Origin of the sequence: Nocardioides sp. (assembly GCA_037045645.1) — a bacterium.
Taxonomy (GTDB): Bacteria; Actinomycetota; Actinomycetes; order Propionibacteriales; family Nocardioidaceae; genus Nocardioides.
In genome coordinates this window covers 41343-64129 of the sequence record JBAOIH010000006.1, presented here as the reverse complement: position 1 = coordinate 64129, position 22787 = coordinate 41343, and the positions used below count along the sequence as shown (strand labels likewise).

Genomic DNA, 22787 nt, shown 5'->3' with positions numbered 1-22787 from the left:
GCACTCTAAGCGACGTCGTTACGGTCAGGCTTGTGATTCCCGGAGTCGCTACGCCGGCCGTCGTGGATCGGCTGCGCGGCGCCGCGGCCGGGACACTGCCCGTCCTGTCTCGCAGCGAGCACGCGGTGTATCTCGACGTCGACGGCAGCGCGGTCGGCGTCTTGTCGGCGCACGCCGTACGCGTGCCCTGCGGCATCGGCACCCTGCTGGAGTCGGTGCGGAGCCTCACCGAGCCCGCCCACCTCTCGGACGGGCGCCTGCGATTCGGCGAAGTCGAAGTACGGATCGGGCGCCTGTGCTCGCAGCAGGCCCCTGCACTCCTCCCGCACGCTCTGCGCGGCGACGCCTGGAGCGCCCTCACCGAGGTGGGTCCGGACGTACGCGGATTCGTCGCCGCCTTCGTACCCGGCACGATCACCGCGCGGGTGGCTTTGGACCTGCTCGGACGTGGTCCGGGGCTGACTCCTTTGGGCGACGACATTCTCGCGGGCTGGCTCGCGGTGCACTCGGCTTCGGGCCGCCCTGATGGCGTCGTGGCCGATGTCGTGCGGACACATCGCGAGCGCACGACGACACTGTCCGCGACGCTGCTCGACCACGCGGTCGCAGGCGACGTGGTGCCCGAGTTCGCCGACTTCCTACGCGACGTCGGTTCGCCACGAGCCGCCGACTCCGCTGAACGCCTGACCCGCGTCGGGGCCACCTCCGGCGCCGGACTCCTCGTCGGCGCTGCTCTTGCGCAGCGTCGACTTACCGCCGAAAGGAACGTGGCATGACCGACCATGTCGAGCTTCGAGCCGGTGCGTACGCCGACTCCGTGACATTGCTGCAGGTGAGCCGCACCGTGCAGTCCACACCCGGAGTCGCGGCGGCCCAGGTCGCGATGGCGACCGAACTCAATCTCGACGTGCTGCGCGCCATGGGCTTCCAGATCCCGCAGGAGGCGGGGAGCAACCATCTCGTGGTCGCCCTCCGGTTGGCCGAGGACGGCGATCTGGCCCTGGCGCTTGCCGCTGTAGACGATGCGCTCGCGCCTACGCGCCCCGCCTCCGGCGACGTCAGGGTGGCGCCACCTCGTACGACGGGTGCCGCTCTGCGAGACCACCGCGACTGCCTCGCGCTGATCTCGGTGCCGGGAGCCAGCGCGGTCGTCGAGGCGATGGATGCTCTCGACGCTGGCAGTGACGTGATGGTCTTCAGTGACAACGTCCCGGTCGCGCAGGAGATCGCGCTGAAGTCCGCTGCCCAGCGACTCGATCGTCTGGTGATGGGCCCCGACTGCGGCACTGCCGTCGTCGACGGGGTAGGACTCGGGTTCGCGAACGTGGTGCGCCCGGGGCGGATCGGGCTCGTGGCCGCCTCCGGCACCGGGTGCCAACAACTGTTGTGCCTGCTGCACCTCGCGGGGGCCGAGCACGACGGCGTCGGGGTCACCTGGGCTCTCGGGGTGGGGGGTCGCGATCTCTCGGCCGACGTGGGCGGCATCTCCACCCGCGCGGCCCTGCGCCGACTGGACGACGATCCCGAGATCGACCTCGTCGTCTTGGTGTCCAAGCCACCTGCCGAGGAGGTGGCCCGCGACCTGCGGACGTTCGCCGAGGGCCTCGGCACGCCGGTCGAGTTCGGCCTCCTCGGACCTGGGGAGCGCGATCTGACCGCTGTAGCCGAGTCGGCTCTGGCCCGGCTGGGCGCGCCGGCACCCCAATGGCCGGTCTCCGGCGTCGACAACACCGGACCGGCCACCGGTCACTACCTGCGTGGCCTCTTCGTCGGCGGCACCTTGTGCGACGAGGCGATGCTGATCGCGACATCGACGCTCGGCCCGATCCGCAGCAACATCCCGCTCTCTCCCGACCTCGCGCTGGGACCGGATCTGACCGCGCCGACACATCTGATGATCGACTTCGGAGACGATGCGCTCACCCAAGGACGCGCACACCCCATGATCGATCCGACGTTGCGCTTGGAGCACCTCACCCGGGTCGCAGAGGACCCCGACACCGGCGTGATCCTGCTCGACCTGGTGCTGGGACACGGCGCGGAGCCCGACCCTGCCTCCCGGCTGGCACCGGCCATCGCGGCGGCTCGCAGCGCGCGACCCATCCCCGTGATCGTGGCACTGCTGGGCACGGACCTGGATCCGCAGGATCTCCACGCCACCCGCGAAGCACTGGTCGCCGCGGGCGCCGAGGTTCATCTGTCGAATGCGTACGCGGCCAGGCGTGCGGTCGAGTTGATCGGAGCAGCACGATGACCCAGGTAGTCAACGTCGGGGCCGACATGTTCGCCGACGCCGTCGCCGCCCAGTCCGTCCAGGTCACCCGGGTCGACTGGCGTCCCCCGATGCCCGGCACCGAAAGTGACCTCGCCGCCGTTGCCACCGACCCTCGGCGTACGGCAGCCAACCGCCGCGCGGTCGAGGCGATGCTGGCCGTCACCGCCCATCTGGTGGACGTGGCGCCGGCCAGTGAGGTGCTCGGCCTGGAACCTGGGCAGTTCCTGCACGCCGGTCCCCCACTGGAGTGGTCGCGCGCATCCGGTCCCATGCGTGGGGCCTTGATGGGCGGTGCCGCCCTGGAGGGACTGGTCGACGACCCCGAGGACGCCGAGGCCCTCTTCGAGTCGGGCACGAGCGTCTCGCTCGAGCCGTGCCACCACCACAGCACCGTCGGCCCGATGGCCGGTGTGGTGACACCGTCGATGTGGATGTGGGTCCTGGAAGACCCAGAGAGCGGGCGGCGTACGTATTGCTCGCTCAACGAGGGCCTGGGCAAGGTGCTGCGCTACGGCGCGTACGCCCCCGAGGTGCTCGACCGGTTGCGCTGGATGAGCGGGGTGCTCGGCCCGCTGCTCCAGACGGCAGTGCGGTCGACGGATCCCGTCGATGTCACCGGCATCCTCACCCAGATGCTGCAGATGGGCGACGAGGCACACAACCGCAACCGCGCGGGCACGCTGATGTTGCTGCGCGATCTCGCGCCCGCGATGGTGACCAGCGGTCGCGACGCGGCCGATGTGGCACAGGCGATGCGGTTCATCGGCGGCAACGACCACTTCTTCCTCAACCTGGCGATGCCCGCCTGCAAGCTTCGCCCTCGACGCCGGTCGCGATGTGCCCGGCTCGACGATGGTGGTCGCGATGGCACGCAACGGCACCGACTTCGGCATCCAGGTGTCGGGCACCGGCGACGAATGGTTCACCGGACCTGCGCAGTTGGCCGACGGTCTGTTTCTCGGTGATTACGGCCCCGAGGACGCCAATCCCGACATCGGCGACTCGGCGATCACCGAGACCGCAGGCATCGGCGGGTTCGCGATGGCGACGGCGCCGGCGATCGTACGTTTCGTCGGCGGCAGTGTGCCGGATGCGCTCGCGACCACCCGGCGGATGCACGAGATCACCCTGGCCGAGAACCCGCGCTGGTCGGTGCCGGTGTTGGAGTTCCAGGGCACGCCGACGGGGATCGACGTGTCACTGGTCTGCCGCACCGGCATCCTGCCGCAGATCAATACCGGCATGGCCGGTCGGATCGCGGGCGTCGGACAGGTCGGCGCCGGACTCGTCACCCCGCCCGCGGAGATCTTCTCGAAGGCGTTGGCCCGGCTCGCCGAACTGTCAGCTGCTCAGTAGGAGGGTTGGCTCGGGTCGATCTGGTTGACCCAGGCCACGACCCCGCCGCCGACGTGGACGGCGTCGGCGTAGCCGGCGCCCTTCACAATCGCCAGGCACTCGGCCGACCGTACGCCGCTCTTGCAGTGCAGCACGACCTGCTTGTCCTGCGGCAACTGCTCCAGGGCGTTGCCGTTGAGGAACTCTCCCTTGGGGATCAGCACCGCACCGGGGATCTGGTTGATCTCGAACTCGTTGGGCTCGCGTACGTCGATCAGGACGAAGTCGCGCGTACCCTCCTCGCGCTCCTTGAGCATCGACTCGAGCTGGGTGACCGAGATCGTGGAGCCGACCGCGGCCTCGGCGGCCTCGTCGGAGACGGCACCGCAGAAGGTCTCGTAGTCGATCAGGTCGGTCACCGTGGGGTGCTCGCCGCACAGCGCGCAGTTGGGGTCCTTGCGTACGCGCAGCTTGCGGTATTCCATCTCCAGCGCGTCGTAGATCATCAGCTTGCCGGCGATCGGCTCACCGATGCCGGTCAGCAACTTGATGCCCTCGTTGACCTGGATCGCGCCGATCGCGGCGCACAGGACGCCGAGTACGCCGCCCTCGGCGCACGACGGCACCATGCCCGGCGGGGGCGGCTCGGGGTAGAGGCAGCGATAGCACGGGAGGTCCTCACCGAGCATCGGCGCGAAGACGCTGGCCTGGCCGTCGAAGCGATAGATCGAGCCCCAGACATAGGGGATGCCCAGGAAGTACGCCGCGTCGTTGACCATGTAGCGCGTGGCGAAGTTGTCGGTGCCGTCGATGATCAGGTCATAGCCCTCGAAGACCTGCTTGACGTTGTCGTTCTCCAGGCGCCCCTCGTGCAAGACCACGTTGACGAGCGGGTTGACCTCGAGGATCGACTCCTTGGCCGAGACTGCCTTGGACTTGCCGATGTCGGACTGGCCGTGGATCACCTGGCGCTGAAGGTTGGACTCGTCCACCTCGTCGAACTCCGCGATGCCCAGCGTGCCCACGCCTGCCGCGGCCAGGTAGAGCAGCGCGGGCGAGCCGAGGCCGCCAGCGCCGATGACGAGCACCTTGGCGTTCTTGAGCCGCTTCTGTCCCGTCATCCCGACGTCGGGAATGATCAGGTGCCGGCTGTAGCGGCGGACCTCCTCGATGGAAAGCGAGTCGGCGGGCTCCACGAGCGGCGCGAAGGACACGAGGGCTCCTCTGAAAAGTTGTGGTGGGTTTGGACGGTCTTGGCCCAACCACGCACACGTCGTGGTTCTTCCCATCGTCTCCTGCCCATGTCGATCACCCCCGCCACGACCGGCATCCGGACAGCGGGAGTCGCAGACGATGTGACTCGCGAGTCACGTAGGCTGCGCGGTCGTGAGCATCAGCGACGACCGCCCGCGAGGCGTACGACTGCCGCGCCAGCAACGCAGGGCACAGCTTCTCGAGGCTGCGCTCGAGGTCTTCGTAGCCCAGGGCTACCACGCAGCCGCGATGGACGGGATCGCCGAGGCCGCCGCGGTGTCGAAGCCGGTGCTGTATCAGCACTTCCCGGGCAAGTTCGAGTTGTACCTCGCGCTGCTGGAGACCTCGTGCGACACGATCATCGACAACTGCCGCATGGCGCTGGAGTCGACACAGGACAACAAGCAACGCGTGGGCGCGACCGTCGAGGCGTTCTTCTCCTATGTCGCCCACGACGCGGGTGCGTTCCGCCTGGTCTTCGAGTCCGACCTGACCAACGAACCCGCCGTACGCGACCAGATCGAGCGCGTCACCACCGAGTGCTCGGCGCTGATCGCCGAGGTGATCGCCGAGGACACCGGACTGCCTGCCGAGGCCTCGCGCCTGCTGGCGGTGTCGTTGGTCGGAATGGCGCAGGTGTCCGCGCGGTTCTGGCTCTCGTCCGGCGGCAAGTTGTCGCAGGCCGACGCAGCCGCGTTGGTGGCCGGGCTAGCGTGGCGAGGCATCCGTGGCTATCCGCGCACGGACGAGCACTGAAAGGAACCCATGGAGATCAAGATCGGAGTCCAGCACGGCCCACGCGAGTTGGTCCTGGACTCGAACGACAAGCCCGACTCCCTCGAGGACCAGGTTGCCAAGGCGGTCAGCGAGCCCGGCTCGTTGTTGGTGCTCCAGGATGTCCGCGGGCGCACCGTGATCGTGCCCGGTGACAAGATCGCGTACGTCGAGATCGGCGGCGGGGTCTCCGGTCACGTCGGTTTCCGCAGCTGAGCGCGACGCGCTTGCCAAATCCCCTGCTCTCGGGTGGTTTCATTCCGGTGAGCAGTGGGAGACTGGAATCTCGCCCGGCGGCGTGCGTCGCCAGGCTGACCGGGGAGATCTCCGGTCAACCACTGAAAGGAAGACCAACCCCATGCTTAGTGCAATCCTGTGGGCGCTCATCGGCGGCACGATCATCGGCCTCCTCGGCAAGTTCGTGGCCCCTGGTCACCGCGACTCCATCCCGTTGTGGCTCACGATCATCTGCGGCATCGGCGGCGTGCTGATCGGCACGTTCCTCTATTCGCAGTTCTTCGACCCCGACACCAACGGAATCGACTGGTGGCGCCACGTGTGGCAGATCGCGGTTGCCGCGGTGCTGGTGATGATCGCCGCTACTGTGACCGGCCGAGCGAAGACCAACGCTTGATCACCACCGTCTGAATCATGGGGCACTCAGCGCCCGTCCCTTTCGAGGGGCGGGCGCTGTTCTCTTTGGGCGTCCCAGTCTCTAGGCGTCCCAGTCCCCAGACATCCCAGTCCTCATGCGTCTAGGCCGAGGCGACCCATCCGGTCGGTGTGCGCCTCGGTGAGCCGGGTGAACATCCGTCCGATCGCGGCCAGGTCCATCCCGGGACGATCCACTCCCCCGGCCAGCAACGCCGTCAGTGAGTCCCGCTCGGCCGCGATCCGCTGCGCCTGCAGCAGCGCCTCACCCATCAGCCGCCGACCCCACAGGGCCAGACGCCCCCCGAGCCGAGGGTCGCGAGAGATCGCGTCGCTGATGTGCTCGACCACGAAGTCGCTGGCACCGGCATCGGCCAGCGACGACACGATCAGGTCTCGCGTACGCACATCCAGCGACGCTGCGATCTCGCGATAGAAGTCGGCTGCCAGACCGTCCCCCACGTACGCCTTGATCAAGCCCTCGTACCAGTCACTGGGCGCGGTGTTGGCGTGGAAGGCGTCGAGTGCCTCGCGGAAGGGTGCCATCGCCTCGAACGCGTCGGAGCCGAGTTCCTCGATCCGTTCGCGCAGCGGCAGGAAGTGGCCGAACTCCGCGGCGCTCATCGTGGCCAGCGCCACCTTGTCCTCCAGCGTCGGCGCCAGTTTGGCATCCTCGGCCAGGCGCTCGAAGGCGGAGAGTTCGCCGTACGCGATCACGCCGAGCAGGTCGACCACGGCCTCGCGATAGCCAGGTTCTTCGAATGCCAGCGAACCGTCCGCCGGGACGCCGTCTGACGCTGATGCAGCCATGGTCGGACCCTACCGATAGAATCTGGTCTCGACCTGCATGGTCCGCGCGCCGCGAGTGACGCACCGCCTCGGTGTGCCAGGCGCGCTCCGCATGTGCGCGGCAGACTCTCACCCGTTGTTCGACGTGGGTGTCCGCCGCAGGACACTTACCGAAAGCGACAAGAAAATCACCACCTTCCGAGACCTCGGGGTGCTCCCCGAGATTTGCGACGCGCTTGAGCGCGCAGGCATCACCACCCCCTTCGCTATCCAGGAGATGACCCTCTCGGTCGCCTTGATGGGCACCGACCTGATCGGGCAGGCCCGCACCGGCACCGGCAAGACGCTGGCCTTCGGCATCCCGGTCCTCCAGCGCTCGATCGCGCCCAAGGACCCAGACTACTCCGAGATCCCCCAGGGCAAGCCGCAGGCACTGATCGTCGCCCCGACGCGCGAACTCGCCCTGCAGGTATCGGGCGACCTCGCCCTGGCGGGCGCCGACCGCGGCTTCCGGGTGCTGACCGTCTATGGCGGCGTCGGGTACGAACCCCAACTCGACGCACTCGACTCTGGCGTCGACATCGTCGTCGGCACGCCCGGTCGCCTGATCGACCTGATGAACCGCGGCGCACTCGACATCTCCCACGTGCACGCCCTGGTGTTGGACGAGGCCGACGAGATGCTCGACCTGGGCTTCCTGCCTGACGTGGAGCGCATCCTCAAGCACACCCCCGAGACCCGGCAGACGATGCTGTTCTCCGCCACGATGCCGGCCGCGATCGTGGCCTTGGCGCGCACCCACATGCGCCACCCGATGAACATCCGGGCCGAGTCGTCGTACGAGAACTCGACCGTGCCCGCCACCGCGCAACACATCTATCTGGCCCACGACCTCGACAAGCCCGAGATCATCGGCCGCGTCCTGCAGGCCGAGGACGCCGACAAGATGATCGTCTTCACGCGCACCAAGCGGCAGGCTCAGCGGGTGGCCGACGACCTGGCAGAGCGTGGCTTCAAGGCTGCACCGCTGCACGGCGACATGGCCCAGATCGCACGCGAGAAGGCGCTGACGAAGTTCCGCGACGACAAGATCCAGGTGCTGGTCTGTACCGACGTCGCCGCGCGCGGCATCGATGTCCGCGGCGTCTCGCACGTGATCAACTACACCTGCCCCGAGGACGACAAGACCTATGTCCACCGGATCGGTCGCACCGGGCGCGCGGGCGCAAGCGGCACCGCGATCACGCTGGTCGACTGGGCCGACGTACACCGCTGGAAGATGATCAACAAGGCCCTGGACCTGCCCTTCCCGGAGCCGGTGGAGACCTACTCGACCTCCGAGCACCTCTTCCACGACCAGGGCATCGCGCCGGGCACCAAGGGCCGCATCGTCGATCCGGCTCCCCCGGCACCGCGCCAGGACCGCGAACCGCGCCGGGAGCGCAGCGAGCGGCCCAAGCGTGACCGCAACCGGACCCGTTCGCGTGGCGGACGGCCGGTCGACGGCTCCGAATCCTCCGACGCGCCGAAGGTCGAGGGCCAAGACGACGGGGTTACCCGCCCGGCACGCAGCCGCCGTCGGCGCCGTCGCAGTTCCGGTGGCGCGAAGTCGGAGACACCGACCAGCGACTGAGTCCCGTCGCTACCCAGGTTCAGGCCACGACCACGACGCGGGTGCCGACCGGCGCGAAGCGCCACAAGGCGACCGCGTCGCTGGTGCGCTGCCTGATGCAGCCGTGCGAGAGCGGCGTCCCGAGTTGCCGTGGCGTCTGCAGAGCCACGCCGTGCCTGCGCGGGATGGTGTGGAATCCGATGGTCGAACGCGCGGTGCGCAGGAAGCGCACGTAGTACTCCATCACGCCCGAGTCGTCGACACCGACGGCCCAACGCGAACGGCTGTAGACGCGGTAGACGCCCGGGTGGAGGTTGTCATAGATGCTGCCCGAGACGAGGTACGTCCGGCGTACGCGCTGCGTGCCCGTGACCAGCCAGACCCGCTGCCGACTCTGATCGAAGACGATCCGACGACCCACCCCGGTGCCGGCCGGAAGTCGGCGCTCGGTTCGACGCTCGGCTGCATGCTGGTGACGACGCGCCAAGCGCCGGTGCTCCCTGCCGGTGACGTCCGCGGGCTGTGCGGCGGCTCCCGACAGTCGCACTTCGGCCCGATCGCGCGCGTCGTACCCGGGCAACCAACCCAGGCCGCCGAGGACCGCGACGACCGTGACCAGCGCGGCAGCGGCCGTGCCGAGCGTACGCAGGCGTCGCGGACCAGTCACGACTTGGCGGCTGCCTTCTTGGCGGAAGTCTTCTTCGCAGCCTTCTTGGTGGCGCGCTTCTTGGGGCGCTGGCTGCGCTTGACGAGGTTCTCGGCCACCTCACGGTAGGCCACCGCACCCTTGCTGGACTTGGACGTTCTCAGGATCGAACGCCCGGCGGCCGGTGCCTCGGCGAACTTGATGGTCTTGGGGATCGGCGGCTCGATCACGTCGAGGTCATAGGTGTCGGAGATCGTTTCGAGGACCGTACGCGCGTGCGTGGTGCGGCCGTCATAAAGCGTGGGTAGCACGCCCCAGACCTCCAGGCCACGGTTGGTGAAGCGGCGCACGTCATGCACGGTGTCGAGCAACTGTCCGACTCCGCGATGTGAGAGCGTCTCGCACTGCAACGGCACCAGCACACCGTCTGCGGCGGTGAGGGCGGCGACGGTCAGCACGCCCAACGAGGGCGGACAGTCGAGCAGGATCCAGTCGTACTCGTCCAGATCCTCCACCGCCCCCTTGATCACGTGCTCACGGCCGGTGCGGGTCAGCAGGTCCGACTCCGCGCGCGCGAGCTCGATGGTGGCAGGCAGCAGGTCGACTCCGTCCTCTGTCTCCAAGATCGCCTCGGCCGGGTCGATGCCCTTGGTCAGCACGTGGTGGACAGACGTGTCCACATCCTCGGGGTCGATGCCGAGTGAGAAGGTCAGGCACGCCTGGGGGTCGAGGTCGACGAGCAGGACCGAATGGCCCAATTCGGCCAGCGCCGCGCCGATGGAGGCGACACTGGTGGTCTTGGCAACACCACCCTTCTGGTTGGCGACGGCCAGGACGGTTCTCTTCGCACTCATAACACGAGCCATTGTGCCGGACCACCAGGCCGGTTCGCGGCAGCACCTGCTTGAGTGGACCCATGTCGCCCACCACAACCTCCGACCCCGGGGTCGCCATGGTCACCGGTGCCACCGTCGGCATCGGACACGAGTTCGCCCGCCAACTCGCCGAGCGTGGCCATGCGCTCGTCCTCGTCTCGCGTGATGTTGCCAAACTCGGCGAGGTGCGCGCCGAGCTCGAGCAGACGTATGGCATCTCGGTCGAGGTCCTGGCCGCCGACCTGATCGACAGGGACCAACTGCGCGCGGTCGAGGAACGACTCGCCGACGCCGACCGCCCGATCGACCTGCTGGTCAACAACGCCGGCTTCGGACTCAAGCACCGCTTCCTGGACAACGACATCGAGACCGAGCAGGCCCACCTCGACATCCTGGTCACCGCCGTACTGCGACTGACGCACGCGGCGCTGGGTCCGATGGCGCAGCGCGGTCGCGGCGGCGTCATCAACGTCTCGTCGGTGGCGGCGTTCGTGCCGCGGGGCACCTATTCGGCGTGCAAGGCCTGGGTGAACTCGTTCAGTCAGTGGGCCCACGACGAATACAAGTCACGCGGCGTCAGCGTGATGGCGTTGTGCCCGGGCTTCACCAAGACCGAGTTCCATCAGCGGATGGGTGTCTCGCGCGGGTCGGCTCCTGAGTTCATGTGGCTCGATGCGCAGTTCCTCGTCCGCAAGGCGCTGGAGGACTACGACAAGGGGCGGACGTTCTCGATCCCGGGCGCGCAGTACAAGACCATCATCGCGCTGACCAAGGCCGTGCCGTCGTCGATCCTGCAACGCTTCCAGAGCATGGGCCGCAAGTAGGACCTAGAGGCTGGGCTCGGTGCCACGGCCCGAGGCAACCCGCTGCTCGGCGGCAGCAGCCAGCAACCGCTCGAACTGCTCGGGTCGGGTCGTATTGCAGCCCAACTCGTGGTTGCGCTTGCGCACACCGTGGTAGTCGCTTGATCCGGTGCCGATCAGGCCGAGTTCGTCGGCGAGACTGCGCAGTTGGGCGCGGGCGTCCTGATCGTGCTCTTGATGGTCGACCTCCCACCCGGCCAGCCCGAGGCCGGCCAGCCGTCGCAACTCGGTCACCGGCAGGACCTCGTCGCGCTGGCGACCCCAGGGGTGCGCCAGCACGGGCACTCCGCCAGCAGCGCGAACCAGCCCGATCGCGGGCTCCAACTGCAGGGCGTACCGCTTGACGAACAGCGGCTTGCCGTCGGACAACAGGTCGTCGAAGATCTGCTGCCGCGTCGCGCGGACGCCGTCCTCGACCAGCACATCCGCCACGTGGTTCTTGCTGACCGAGAATGACCGACCCGACTTGGCCAGGACCCTGGCCCGATTGATCGGGATGCCGGCCGCCTCGCCTCGGGCGACCCAGGCATCAAGGCGCTCGTCTCGCCCCAGGATCGTGCGGCTCATCGCGTCCGAGAGATCCGGATGGGTCGGGTCGACGAGGTAGGCCAGCAGGTGCACGCCCTTGCCTCGGTGCGTGACGCTGACCTCGACGGCGGGGACGAAGCCGATGCCCACTTCGGCTGCCGCCTCTCGGGCCTCGTCCCACCCGTGGGCGTGGTCGTGGTCGCTGAGCGCCACCACGTCGAGCCCATTGCGGGCAGCCCGATGGATGACTTCTGCGGGCGAGTCGCTGCCATCGGAGAGGATCGAGTGGGAGTGCAGATCGATCCTCATGTCCGAAGCCATGACCAGAGTCTGGCAGGAAGCGCCGACACTCAAGGTCGCCAAGTGCGACGATGTCGGTCGTGCCGTCGACCCCACGTGATCTGTCGCGGCATCGGCTCGCCACCGCCGCAGCCTTCTTCAGTCAGGCTTTCGTCTTCATCGCGATGACCACTCGCCTGCCACGGGCCCAGGAGAAGTGGGGACTCGACACCACCCAACTCTCGCTGGTGCTGCTCGGGATGGTGATCTTGTCCGGCATCGGCTCGGTGCTCGCCGAGCGCGTCGCCGCCAGGCGCGACAGTGCGGTCACGCTGCGCGCGGGCTTGCTGTTGACGGTCGCGGCGGTGCCGCTGATCGTCCTGGGCGACTCCTTCACCCTCGGTGCGATCGGGATGGGGGCGTACGGCCTGGCGCTCGGCATCGTCGATGCGACCTCCAACATGCAGGCGGTCGCTCTCGAACACCGCTACGCCCGCCCGATCCTCCCCTCCTTCCACGGCGCCTGGACCATGGGTGGCATCGGTGCCGCATTGTTGGCCGTGGTGACCAGTGACCTGGCGGACTGGCTTCCCGCGCTGAGCATCGTGGTGCCCCTTGTCGTGGCCAGCCTGGCCTTCCTGCCTGGCGAGCGCGGAGCAGACGCCCTCGCGGAGCCCCTCGCCGTACCGTGGCGACCGATCCTGCTCGTCGGCGCCGCGATGTCGTTGTTCTATCTCGTCGATGTGGCGGTCCAGACCTGGGGCGCCAGCTATACCCACGAGGTCTTCGACACCTCCAAGGGCACGGCCGCGGCGGCGGTGTTCGCCTACCTGGTCGCCTCGGGCGCCGTCCGACTCGGGGGCGACGCACTCGTACGCAGGGTCGGCGTCGTGCCGGTGCTTCGAGTCGGCGCGGTGCTCGGCGCGCTCGGCCTGGCCGGTGTGGTGCTCGCGCCGTCGTGGCAGGTCGCGATGGCGGCATTCGCACTCACGGGTGCCGGTCTGGCCTGCGTCGCGCCACTGAGTTTCTCCGCCGCCGCCGCGCTGGCGCGCAGCGCGGGAGGCGATCCTGAACAGGTGCGTGGTCAGGTCGACGCGGTGATCGCGCGATTCAACCTGTTCAACTATGTCGGCGCACTGATGGGTTCGGTCGTCACGGGCCTGGTGGGGGCCGGTGACCTGCGCCTCGGGTTCGTGATTCCGGCGGTGCTGACGCTTGCCCTGGTCCCGTTGGCTCGCGCATTCGTGCCTCGCCCCTAGGCTGTCCGCATGAAGAGACTCGGCTCTGCCCTCGCCCCGCTGTTGCTGATCGCCGCCCTGACCGCATGCGGAGGCTCCGACGACGAGACACCCGACGCTGCCGCCGACGCGACGACCTCCGCGACCCAGGCGCCGACGGTGGATACCGAAGAGGACACGGGCGACGACGGCACGGACACTGACGCCGATGATGTGGAGGGCGAGGTGGCCGGTGACGGATACTCCTACGACCTGCCCGACGGTTGGAAAGAGGCGACTGCCCGGTTCAAGGAAGCTCAACCAGATGGTCGACACCGGCGCGATCGCGACCGGCGCTCCTGCCGCCGACGGCTTCGCCGAGAACATCAACGTGATCATCGAGGACTTCCCGGGCTCCTTGGACGAATATCTCGACATCGCGCTGCCGCTGATCGAGAAGCAGGCCAGCGACGTCAAGAGGCTCGACGACACCGAGGTCGGTGACGAACCCGCCGCGCACGTCACCTCGGGTCAGTCGTCCGGTGGCCAGGACATCTTCACCGATCAATACGTCGTGTCGCTCGACGGGCGCGTCTTCGTGATCACGTTGAGCCACGAGAAGTCGTCGACCGACGCCGAGCGCGCCGAGATCGCCGACGAGGTGCTGGACTCGTTCGAGTGGGACGCGGCCTGAGCCGTCCCCGCACGCCTCAGCGCGGCACGTACGCCCAGTAGTCCAGGTCGAGCAGCACGCCGCCCGCGTGCTTGCCGTCCTCGCCGCGCAGTGTCATCGACTCGTCGCGGCCCTTGGTGGCGACCAGACGAAGTCGAAGCGCCCCGACTCCCGGGGCGGAGGTCTCCGCCTTGTCGAGGACCTCTGACCAGGCATAGACGGTGTCGCCCGCGAACGCCGGCGAGACGTGGGAGCCGGCGTTGATCGCGGCGATCAGCTGGGCATTGGCCAGGCCGTTGAACGACAACGCCCGCGCCAGCGAGATGACATGACCTCCGTAGACCAGGCGGTTGCCGTCGGGTCGGGCTTCGGTGTTGAAGTGCACCTTGGCGGTGTTCTGCCACAGCCGCGTGGCCAGCATGTGCTCGGCGTCGGTGATGGTGACGCCGTCGACGTGGTCGATCCGCTCGCTGACCTCGTAGTCGTCGAAGCGGTGTGACTCGCCCGCGGCCGAGAAGTCGTACGCGCTGAAGTCCAGGCCCGTCGGCACGATCAGGTCGTCTGCCGCGACGACGGGAGCCAACTGCGGCACCGTGACCTCGGGGGCGGGTGCGTCGGCGTCGCGCTTGTGCACCATCACCCACCGCGCCCAGTCGATCGCGACGTCGCCGTGTTGGTCGGTGGCTACCGAGCGCACCCACACGACGCCGGACTTGCCGTTGGAGTTCTGCTTGAGCCCGATGACTTCGGACGTCGTACGCAGGGTGTCACCGGGGGTGAGCGGCTTGTGGAAGCGGCACTCGGCGTACCCGAGGTTGGCGACGGCGTTGAGGGAGACGTCCGGGACGGTCTTGCCGAAGGCGATGTGGAAGCCGATCAACTCCTCGACCGGGTGCGGATCCAGCCCCACGCCGCGGGCGAACTCGGCCGAGGAGGGCAACGCGAAACGGGTCGGATAGAGCGAGCCGTACGCCGCCCGGTCACCCTCGGTCAGGGTGCGCGGCGTGGCGTGCTCGATCACCTGACCCAGGGTGAAGTCCTCGAAGAAGTTGCCGGGGTTGGTTTTGGAGGCAGCCATGTGCCCAATCGTGCCGGACGGGTCAGGAGCCCCCGCCACCGGCCTTGCGCCGATGCATCTTCGGTGAGTTGTCACTGACCTCGGAGCCGTGCACCGACTCCTTGGCCACCGCCGGGTCGACGCCGTGATGCTGTTGCTTCTTCTTCTCCAGGGCCTCGCGCATCTTGGCCTTGAGGTCGGCGTTGGGTCCGTCTTCTCCGGCAGGGCGGTTCATGGGTCCTCCTGTGTCGCAGCGGTTGCTGCCCCCACCTTGGCAAACTCCCCCAAGCGAGTCGAGCGATTTTCGCCCGTCGCTCTAGAGCTTGTACTCCTCCAACAGACGCCGCCCGATGATCATCCGCTGGATGTCGGCGGTGCCTTCACCGATGAGCAGCATCGGAGCCTCGCGGTAGAGCCGCTCGATCTCGTACTCCTTGGAGAAGCCGTAGCCGCCGTGGATGCGGAACGAGTCCTCGACGACCTCGGCGCAGTATTCAGACGCGAGGTACTTCGCCATCCCGGCCTCCAGGTCGTTGCGCTCCCCGGAGTCCTTCTTCCGGGCCGCCTTGACCATCATCTGGTGCGCGGCCTCGACCTTGGTGGCCATCTCCGCCAAGCGGAACAGGACGGCCTGGTGCTCGGCGATCTTCTTGCCGAAGGTCTCGCGCTGTTGGGCGTACTGAGCGCCCAGTTCGAAAGCCCGGTTGGCGACACCGCAGCCACGTGCCGCGACGTTGACGCGGCCGACCTCGACGCCGTCCATCATCTGGTAGAAGCCCTTGCCCGGCGCGCCGCCCAGGATCTGGCCAGCCGCGATCTGGGCATCCTCGAACACCATCTCGGTGGTGTCGACGCCCTTGTAGCCCATCTTCTCGATCTTGCCGGGGACGGTGACGCCCTGCGCGGTCTCGCCGAAGCCGGACTCCTTCTCGACCAGGAAGACGGTCATGTTCTTGTAGACGCTGTCGGCGCCCTCGTCGGTCTTGACCAGCACCGCGACCAGGTTGCAGGAGCCACCGTTGGTCAGCCACATCTTCTGGCCGTTGATGACGTAGTCGTCGCCGTCACGCACGGCCTTGGTCTTGATCGCCGAGACATCAGAGCCGCAGCCGGGCTCGGACATCGAGAAGCCGCCGCGGATCTCGCCCTCGGCCATCCGGGGCAGGTACTTCTGCTTCTGCTCCTCGGTGCCGTGCTGGAGCAGCATGTAGGCCACGATGAAGTGGGTGTTGATGATGCCCGACACGCTCATCCAGCCGCGCGCGATCTCCTCGACACACAAGGCGTACGTCAGCAGCGACTCACCGAGGCCGCCGTACTCCTCGGGGATCATCAAGCCGAAGATGCCGAGCTCTTTCAAGCCCTCGACGATCTCGGTCGGGTACTCGTCCCTGTGCTCGAGTTCGGTCGCGACCGGCATGATCTGCTCTTCGACGAACTGACGTACGGCCTTGAGGATCTCCTGCTGGTCCTCGGTCAGTCCCTCGGTCTGGCAAAGACGCGCCATCTGGCTCTCCGTTCTCACGCGCGGTCGCTCAACCGGCTCAGCCTGACACAAGTGCGGCGCGAAAACTCCTGCTAGATCGTTCTTTCCGGCTCGGTGTGATCATCCTCATCCAGCCAGAAGACCTCGTCGTGTGCCTCCTCGTCCTGTCGGGCGCGGCGACGGCGCACGAAGGTGACCAGGGCGAGGATCAGCGCCAGGGCGGTGCCGCCGATCGCACCGATCATGCCGAGGCGCTGCCCGGGGGTGCGGTAGGTCAGGTCGAGAACCCCGCTGGTGCCCGCCGGGATCTCGACCGTGAGCAGGCCGGCGGCGTTGTAGCCGGTCTTGAGTGGCGTGTCGTCGATCCGGGCGGACCACCCGGGCCAGCCCAGCATCGAGAAGACGAGCCTGCCGTCCTGGGCTGCGTCGAACACCTCGAGGCGCTGGCTGTGGACGCCGGTGGTCTCCGCGTTGCCGACCTCGACGCCCGAGGACGCCCAACTGAGCTCGGACCCTTCGTACGGGTAGCTGCCGTCGTGCACGAGGCGGATGACGTCCTGGTCGGACGACTCCTCACTCCATCCCGCTCCGGCCTCGGTGTCCTGGGCGATCGCCGGCGACACCACTACGGTGTCGAGCTTCATCAGTTCGGCCAACGAGGGCTGGCCCGGCTCCGCCGGCTGCCAGAGGTTGCGGTAGCCACACGGCTGGGTGAAGCCGTCGTACTCCATGCAGAACCGCTTGGTGAACGGCAGGAAGCCCATGCCGGTGTAGTTGTTGACGGCGTCGACGCCCGCCGGGTGATACATGCTGCCCGGGAGGTAGTCGTGCCAGGAGGCTTCGAGTTTCTTCAGTTGTCCCTTGTTCTGCAGGGGTTTGAGGTCGGTGAACTGCATGACGCGCCCGTCGAGATCGTCGAAGCGCTGCTGCAGTTGGGCGACCTCGCTGGGCACATGCCAGACCCGCGAACTCTTGTTCTCGCCGAAGGTGTGGATCTGGACGAACAAGGTGGCGCCGATGCCGAGCACCAGTGCCGCGGCGATCGCGGCCTCGCCGAGGACGGCCTTGCGTACGAAAGCGTGCACCACCACCACGACGAGGGTCAGCGCGAGCAGCAGCACGACACCGAGTCCGACCCGGCGAGTCATCTCCGGATCTTGCGACCACGACAACCAGCCCAGGCCCAGGATCAACCCGAGCGACGCAGCGGCGCGCGTCTTGAGGTGGGTGCGGGCCAAGCCCGCGCTGAGCGCGATCGCGAAGACCACGAAGACCGCGAGCAGGAAGTATTCGAAGACGCGCAACGGCCACCGGAAGAGCCATAGTTTGCTCGGCCCCAGGGTCATCGCGAGGTACGCCGCCGCGATGATCCCCGCACCGGTGAACTCGCGGGCGCGTCCGCGCAGCAGCTCCCAGCGCAGGAATGGCAGCAGCGGGATCAGGAACCAGGCCGCAAACGTGGCCGGCACCTTCATCGGTCCGGTGATCGCCCGAATCGGCGGGGTGTGCAGCGGCGAGCTGGCGAAGATCAGATCGCCGGGCTCGGGACGCAACTTGCCGGAGTTCTCGAAGAGCGCGCCGGTGGAACGGATCGCCAGATCGGCCGTCTCCAGCAGCGGGATGTAGACCAACGGCAGGAAGGCCGCGATCGCGATACCGGTCAGCGCCAGGCGGATCGCGCCGCCCCACTCACGCGCCACGAGCCCTTCGAGGATCAGCGCCGCACCGATCACGACCACGGCCAACGTGCCATAGGGGTTGCCGTTGAGCACGGCGAGCGTCCCGGCGAGGAACGCCCAGAACGGGCTGCCCACCCCCCGCAGCGCGCGGCGCATCGTCACCCAGACCCAGGGTGCGTACGCGAAGGACATCAGCCCGGAGGGCCACGACCCGGCGTCCCAGAAGAGCGTGAAACCGGAGAAGGGCAGCGCGACTGCCACCACGGCCGCGGCTGCAGGGCGGCTGCCGTACTCGCGCGCGAGCAGATAGGTGCCCAGCGCGAGCAGCACCATCACGGCGGCTTTGACGACGTAGGTCGCGAAGGCGAGGTTGTCCGCTCCGGAGACCCACCACCACACCGCGACGTTGAGCGGGTTGTAGACCCCGAAGAGTGCCTCGCCGGCGTAGTTGCCACCTGCCCAGGAGGCGGTGTCCATCGTGGGAGGCCACTGACCCGCGCGCACCATCTCGCCCAGGTGGAACCAGGTGGGCGCGAACTGGGCAGCGGTGTCGCCACGCTGGAAGAACAACGGCGTGGTGAGGTAGGGAATGGCCGTGTAGGCAGCAGTGACGGCGCAGACCAGCACTGCCCACAGCACGCCAACCCGCCGACGCACGGGTGTAGCCGTGACGTCGAGGTCGGGCTCACTCATGCTCGGGACCTCCCACGGAGGAGCGACCGGCCTGGTGCGGATCGACGGAGGCGATCGCGGCTCGGTCGCTGCTCTCCTTGACCAGGAAGAGGGGGCGTTGCTTGGTCTCGGCATAGATCCTGCCGAGGTATTCGCCGATCACACCCAGGACGATCAGCTGGACACCGCCGAAGCCGGTGACAGCAGCGATGATCGTGACATAGCCAGGGACTGCGTTGCCGTGCAGTAGGGCGTCCACGAGGACCCACAGGGCGTACGCCACCGCAATCGCGGTGAAGAGCACCCCGAACCAGATCGACATCCGCAGCGGGCGGTAATTGAACGAGACCACGCCGTCGATGCCGTAGTTGAACAGGTCGCGCAACCGCCACTTGGTGGCGCCCGCGGCCCGAGACACGTTCTCGTAGTCGATCATCGCGGTCGGGAAGCCGATCCAGGCGAACAGCCCCTTGGAGAACCGGTTGGACTCCCCCAGCGTCAGCAGGGCATCGACCGCGGCCCGGTCGAGCACCCGGAAGTCGCCGACCCCGTCTTGGAGTTCGACGTCGACCAGGCGGTTCATCATCCGGTAGTACAGCCGCGAGAGTTGGGTCCGCAGCCAGGGGTCATCGGTGCGGGTGCGCCGTGCCACCACTTGGGAATACTCGCCCGAATCCAGCTTGGCCAGCATCTGCGGCAACAGGTGCGGCGGGTGCTGCAGGTCGGCGTCCATGATCGCGACCCGCTGACCGCGCGAGTTGCTCAGTCCCGCGAGCATCGCCGCCTCCTTGCCGAAGTTGCGGCTCAGCGAGAGGTAGCGAAACCGCGGCCTGACCTGGGATTCGGCCCGCAGCAGTGGCAGGGTGCGATCGCGGCTGCCGTCGTCGACGAAGATCACCTCGTACGACTCGGTGATCGCCCCGAGTTCCTCCTCCAACGCGGCGAACATGTGCGGCAACGAGTCCTCCTCGTTGAAGCACGGAATGATCACCGAGAGTTCGACCGGTGCCGTCACGTTTCGTCCTCCCGCTGGTCCATCACCTTGATCAGCGCGGCCTCGACCTGGTCGACCACGGCGGTCAACGCGGGTCGTACGGCCTCGTTCTCACGCACGGCCACCTCCAACTTGAGCACCCGGTCCTCCAGGAAGCCCACCTCGTCCAGGCCACTGATGTCGGCGATGCGGTCGCGCAGCGTGTCGATCCGCGAGGTCACAGGGAGTCCTGGCGGTAGTCGTTGAGCGTCTCGCGGGTGATGGACCGGCGCTGCAATGCCGAGGGCAGCAGCAGGTCCGACACCAGATCGGACAAGGTGGCGACCCGCAGGTGCAGCGCGCGGGCGCGGCGCACCTCGGACTCCAATTCCTTGATCCGCGCTTCGAGTTCCTTGATCCGTCGGTCGCGCTTGGGTGCGGTGGCACGCACGACAGAGGCGCGTACGACACCCTTCGCGGCATCGACGACTCCCCTCGGTGCCTCAGCGGGCGTCACCCCCGAAGCGGCGGGAGAAACCTGGGGCGGCGAGACCTCCGATCGTGGGTCGGCGCCGGACGTACGGGCCCAGGACAGCAGCGCCGCCAGAGCCTTCGTCGCAGAGTCGGCCACGTCCGCCGCGTCGGGCGTCGAGACCTCGACCGCCTCTCCTTGCGGCAGGAGGTCGTCGAGATCGCCGTGCACCGAATAGCCCGCAGCCGTGATGGCGGCGATGGCGTCGGTAGCCTGCGCCCGGGCTGCCTGGAGTTGCGCGGAGTTCGCTCGCAACGGCCGGCCCCCCAAAGGCGCGAGCACATGGTGCGCGAGCAGGTCGCGCAACCACACTGAGCGTTCGCGGCTGCTGTCGATAGCGCCGTCCAGAGCGACGTTGACTCGACGCAACACCTCGGCCTCCACGGCGCCGAGGGACTCGTTGGCCGGCGGCACCGCAATGTCGAGACCGGGGATGTCGGCCAGGCCCGTCGCCGCGGCGAACCGGTGCCACAACTCACCCGGATCCGACGAGACACGCGGGACGGTCACGATATGGACCCGCGACGGCGCCACGGTGGCGCCCCATCGGACGGCCACGTTGGCCGGCTGCATGGTCCGCCAACCCCACTCACTGCGCGGCGCGTCCTCGCCGGGCGGGGTCCACTCCTCCAGCGACTTCGTCAACCCGAACTTCAACTGCTCCTGCCAGGCCGACGCGACTGCACGGCCCAGGTCACGTGCCGTGACGACGACGTGTACCTCGACGCCTTCAAGCAGGCTCAACGCCGCGGTCGCCTGCTCCTGCGAGGCGCCGGCGAAAAGTTCATAACTGACAATGGCCGACTCTCCCGACCAGTCGCGGACCTTCGCGACGACCTGCTCCCAGGACTGCGCCGCCTCCGGCGGCAGCGTGGCCAGCCGCTTGTCCTCGCGTACGGCCATCGCGGCACGGATCAACTGCAACCGCGGACCCACCACCAGCACGCCTCGCTCGGCGAGCAGATCGCTGTTCTGGGCGAGCACTTGCTGGATGAAGGTGGTGCCTGACTTCGGGGCGCCCACATGCAGATAGAGCGTCCGGGTCATCTCACACCTCTTCCTGTTCGGGCCATTCCACCACCATCCGCCAGCGCGCGGGTGGCCCCCCGCGGCTGGCCTTGCCTGCTGCCTCGAATCCGGAGGAATGTACGAGTCTGCCTCCCGTCGCCTCGGCCTGACGGACCAGGTCGGCCGGGTCCACGGGCCAAAGTCTCGGCAACCCGCTGTCACGTCGACGCTTGCATCTGCGCGCGGAGCGGCTGACCCCCTCCAGATAGGCCCGCCCACCTCGCGACAGCGCCATGGAGGTGAAGCGCCAGAAGGTCTCGCGTGAGCGCGGTGGCAGGGCCTCGATCAGGCCCTGGGCAGTCACGACCTGTCGCTTCTTGAAACGAGCGGCAAGCGCACCCGCGGTAAACGCGTCGCGCTCGTCCAGCAGGTTGAGCGGTTTGCGCCGCAGTCGAGAGCCGCCACGTAGCCTTCCGGCCTTCAGACGTGTCTTAACCGGGTGGGCGAAGTCATAGCTGTCCACGCGGTGGCCGCGCTCGGCGTAGAACACCACGTCTGCGCTCGCGCCGGAGCCGAGATCGAGGACTTTGGTGCCCACCGGGACCTGTCGCGTGACCCAGCGCGCGAAGCGGCTCGGCTCCTGATCGCGCGCCTGCAGCGCCGCCTCGTTGTTGAACAACTGCCAGTCCCGGCGTTGGGTCATGAAGCTGGCGAACCAGTCGTCGAACCTGGTGACGGTGTCATCGCCGGGCAGATGGCGAAAGGAGGGGTCCGGCACCCGCCAGTTGGGCCCGTACGAGACGCTGAGCAGGGCGGCCGGATCGGCGGGGGCGGGCATCGGGTGGCCCTCGAACTGCAAGGTGCCCAGCGGAAGGATCGCGTTGCGGGGGACGTCGGCTCGTACGGTGGCGGTCTCGTAGAGCAGCCCGTCGAGGTAGAAGCAGGTGTAGAGATCGATCCCGTCGACGCCGCCGTCGGGGGCCTGGAACATTATCGTGATGAAGCTCGACGTCTTGTGCCGCACCTCCCAGCCGGCCTTGGTCAGGGTCCGAGCGATCTGCCACAACTCGATCGCCATCTCCGCGGGCGCGACCTTCTCGGTCAGATAGCACAGGTCGATGTCGCTGTCGTGGCCGATCACCGAGCCGCTGCGGGCGGCGCCGAGCAGTGTGCCGAAGGAGATCCAGGCGTCGATGTCGAGTTCGGTCTTGAGGAAGTCGAGCACGCGTACGGCGTTCGCGGCGATCGCATCGACCGCGCCTGACTCTCGGCGCTCGTCGAAGGGACGCTGGATGAGCCCCCACTTGTCGATGAAGATCCGAGAGCCGTGCCGTCCCATCAGTTCGACGCGGGCGTCGCTGTCGCCGAAGCGGACGTCGTCTCGAAAGATCTCCTCGTCGTCGGCCGAGATCACCACTGTGGCGACCCCGTCCAGCCGAGTGCTCAGCCGCTTGGGCCAACGCAGCGTGAACGGCTCGTCTTCGTCGACCGCGACCGACCAGGTCCGCCAGTCATCGAAGAAGACGTCGAGCGAGCCGGTGAATCCTGCTCCGAAGACGATGCCGTCGAGGCCGACGCCCACCACCTGCGGAAGCATGGTTCTCCTCCC

Annotated in this window: 24 protein-coding genes; 11 read left to right on the top strand and 13 right to left on the bottom strand. The window is 68.0% G+C overall.

Annotated features, from left to right (window positions below; genetic code table 11):
* The first annotated feature begins 32 nt into the window (after positions 1-32).
* From V9G04_16470 to V9G04_16455, 4 genes are read left to right on the top strand one after another with little or no spacing between them, the layout of a single operon-like run.
* Positions 33-776 (top strand): DUF2877 domain-containing protein, encoded by a 744-nt coding sequence (locus V9G04_16470; GenBank protein ID MEI2714836.1) that lies wholly within the window; start codon positions 33-35, stop codon positions 774-776.
* Complete coding sequence (locus V9G04_16465) at positions 773-2254, top strand: FdrA family protein (GenBank protein ID MEI2714835.1); 1482 nt, start codon at positions 773-775, stop codon at positions 2252-2254. Before V9G04_16470 ends, V9G04_16465 begins: the two co-directional genes overlap by 4 nt.
* On the top strand, positions 2251-3240 hold the full coding sequence (locus tag V9G04_16460; GenBank protein ID MEI2714834.1) for a DUF1116 domain-containing protein: 990 nt from the start codon (positions 2251-2253) through the stop codon (positions 3238-3240). Before V9G04_16465 ends, V9G04_16460 begins: the two co-directional genes overlap by 4 nt.
* On the top strand, positions 3128-3631 hold the full coding sequence (locus V9G04_16455) for a DUF1116 domain-containing protein (protein MEI2714833.1): 504 nt from the start codon (positions 3128-3130) through the stop codon (positions 3629-3631). The genes V9G04_16460 and V9G04_16455 overlap by 113 nt, the downstream gene beginning before the upstream one ends.
* Here the strand turns inward: V9G04_16455 and moeZ are convergent.
* Positions 3625-4824 (bottom strand): adenylyltransferase/sulfurtransferase MoeZ, encoded by a 1200-nt coding sequence (gene moeZ / locus V9G04_16450; protein MEI2714832.1) that lies wholly within the window; start codon positions 4822-4824, stop codon positions 3625-3627. The two genes, V9G04_16455 and moeZ, sit on opposite strands and share 7 nt — an antisense overlap.
* A gap of 172 nt (positions 4825-4996) precedes the next feature.
* On the opposite strand from moeZ, the gene V9G04_16445 reads away from it, so the two are divergent.
* The 3 genes from V9G04_16445 to V9G04_16435 all read left to right on the top strand — a co-directional run bounded on the left by V9G04_16445 (position 4997) and on the right by V9G04_16435 (position 6272).
* Entirely contained in the window at positions 4997-5620 is a 624-nt protein-coding gene (locus V9G04_16445; protein MEI2714831.1) for a TetR/AcrR family transcriptional regulator, read from the top strand.
* Positions 5621-5629: 9 nt separating this feature from the next.
* Entirely contained in the window at positions 5630-5854 is a 225-nt protein-coding gene (locus V9G04_16440; GenBank protein ID MEI2714830.1) for a DUF3107 domain-containing protein, read from the top strand.
* 142 nt (positions 5855-5996) lie between these two features.
* Complete coding sequence (locus V9G04_16435; GenBank protein MEI2714829.1) at positions 5997-6272, top strand: GlsB/YeaQ/YmgE family stress response membrane protein; 276 nt, start codon at positions 5997-5999, stop codon at positions 6270-6272.
* Between the two features lie 113 nt (positions 6273-6385).
* Here the strand turns inward: V9G04_16435 and V9G04_16430 are convergent, their stop codons facing one another.
* Entirely contained in the window at positions 6386-7099 is a 714-nt protein-coding gene (locus tag V9G04_16430; protein ID MEI2714828.1) for a ferritin-like fold-containing protein, read from the bottom strand.
* Between the two features lie 190 nt (positions 7100-7289).
* Between V9G04_16430 and V9G04_16425 the strand changes: the two genes are divergently transcribed.
* Positions 7290-8711 carry a DEAD/DEAH box helicase gene (locus V9G04_16425; GenBank protein MEI2714827.1) on the top strand — a complete coding sequence of 474 codons (1422 nt, stop codon included), beginning with the start codon at positions 7290-7292 and terminating at the stop codon, positions 8709-8711.
* A gap of 19 nt (positions 8712-8730) precedes the next feature.
* Here V9G04_16425 and V9G04_16420 read toward each other — a convergent pair whose 3' ends face one another.
* On the bottom strand, positions 8731-9357 hold the full coding sequence (locus V9G04_16420) for a L,D-transpeptidase (GenBank protein MEI2714826.1): 627 nt from the start codon (positions 9355-9357) through the stop codon (positions 8731-8733).
* Entirely contained in the window at positions 9354-10190 is an 837-nt protein-coding gene (locus V9G04_16415) for a ParA family protein (GenBank protein MEI2714825.1), read from the bottom strand. The genes V9G04_16420 and V9G04_16415 overlap by 4 nt, the downstream gene beginning before the upstream one ends.
* Positions 10191-10252: 62 nt before the next feature.
* On the opposite strand from V9G04_16415, the gene V9G04_16410 reads away from it, so the two are divergent.
* Positions 10253-11035, top strand: a complete 783-nt coding sequence (locus tag V9G04_16410) for an SDR family oxidoreductase (GenBank protein MEI2714824.1) — start codon at positions 10253-10255, stop codon at positions 11033-11035.
* A 3-nt stretch (positions 11036-11038) separates the two neighbouring features.
* Here V9G04_16410 and V9G04_16405 read toward each other — a convergent pair whose 3' ends face one another.
* Positions 11039-11923 (bottom strand): PHP domain-containing protein, encoded by an 885-nt coding sequence (locus V9G04_16405; protein ID MEI2714823.1) that lies wholly within the window; start codon positions 11921-11923, stop codon positions 11039-11041.
* 59 nt (positions 11924-11982) lie between these two features.
* Between V9G04_16405 and V9G04_16400 the strand changes: the two genes are divergently transcribed.
* The gene (locus tag V9G04_16400; protein ID MEI2714822.1) at positions 11983-13140 is read left to right on the top strand and encodes an MFS transporter; all 1158 of its coding nucleotides are present in this window, start codon (positions 11983-11985) and stop codon (positions 13138-13140) included.
* 283 nt (positions 13141-13423) lie between these two features.
* Positions 13424-13792, top strand: coding sequence for a hypothetical protein (locus V9G04_16395; GenBank protein ID MEI2714821.1), 369 nt, complete (start codon positions 13424-13426; stop codon positions 13790-13792).
* A 16-nt stretch (positions 13793-13808) separates the two neighbouring features.
* Here V9G04_16395 and V9G04_16390 read toward each other — a convergent pair whose 3' ends face one another.
* From V9G04_16390 to V9G04_16355, 8 genes are all read right to left on the bottom strand, one after another.
* Positions 13809-14849 carry a MaoC family dehydratase gene (locus V9G04_16390; protein ID MEI2714820.1) on the bottom strand — a complete coding sequence of 347 codons (1041 nt, stop codon included), beginning with the start codon at positions 14847-14849 and terminating at the stop codon, positions 13809-13811.
* Between the two features lie 22 nt (positions 14850-14871).
* Entirely contained in the window at positions 14872-15063 is a 192-nt protein-coding gene (locus V9G04_16385; protein MEI2714819.1) for a DUF5302 domain-containing protein, read from the bottom strand.
* An 81-nt stretch (positions 15064-15144) separates the two neighbouring features.
* Positions 15145-16335, bottom strand: coding sequence for an acyl-CoA dehydrogenase family protein (locus V9G04_16380; GenBank protein MEI2714818.1), 1191 nt, complete (start codon positions 16333-16335; stop codon positions 15145-15147).
* 71 nt (positions 16336-16406) lie between these two features.
* Complete coding sequence (locus V9G04_16375; GenBank protein ID MEI2714817.1) at positions 16407-18686, bottom strand: hypothetical protein; 2280 nt, start codon at positions 18684-18686, stop codon at positions 16407-16409.
* Positions 18679-19680, bottom strand: a complete 1002-nt coding sequence (locus tag V9G04_16370; protein MEI2714816.1) for a glycosyltransferase family 2 protein — start codon at positions 19678-19680, stop codon at positions 18679-18681. Before V9G04_16370 ends, V9G04_16375 begins: the two co-directional genes overlap by 8 nt.
* Positions 19677-19880, bottom strand: a complete 204-nt coding sequence (locus V9G04_16365) for a hypothetical protein (GenBank protein MEI2714815.1) — start codon at positions 19878-19880, stop codon at positions 19677-19679. Before V9G04_16365 ends, V9G04_16370 begins: the two co-directional genes overlap by 4 nt.
* Positions 19877-21217, bottom strand: coding sequence for a DUF6752 domain-containing protein (locus tag V9G04_16360; GenBank protein MEI2714814.1), 1341 nt, complete (start codon positions 21215-21217; stop codon positions 19877-19879). Before V9G04_16360 ends, V9G04_16365 begins: the two co-directional genes overlap by 4 nt.
* A 1-nt stretch (position 21218) precedes the next feature.
* Entirely contained in the window at positions 21219-22775 is a 1557-nt protein-coding gene (locus V9G04_16355) for a hypothetical protein (GenBank protein MEI2714813.1), read from the bottom strand.
* Positions 22776-22787 lie beyond the last annotated feature (12 nt).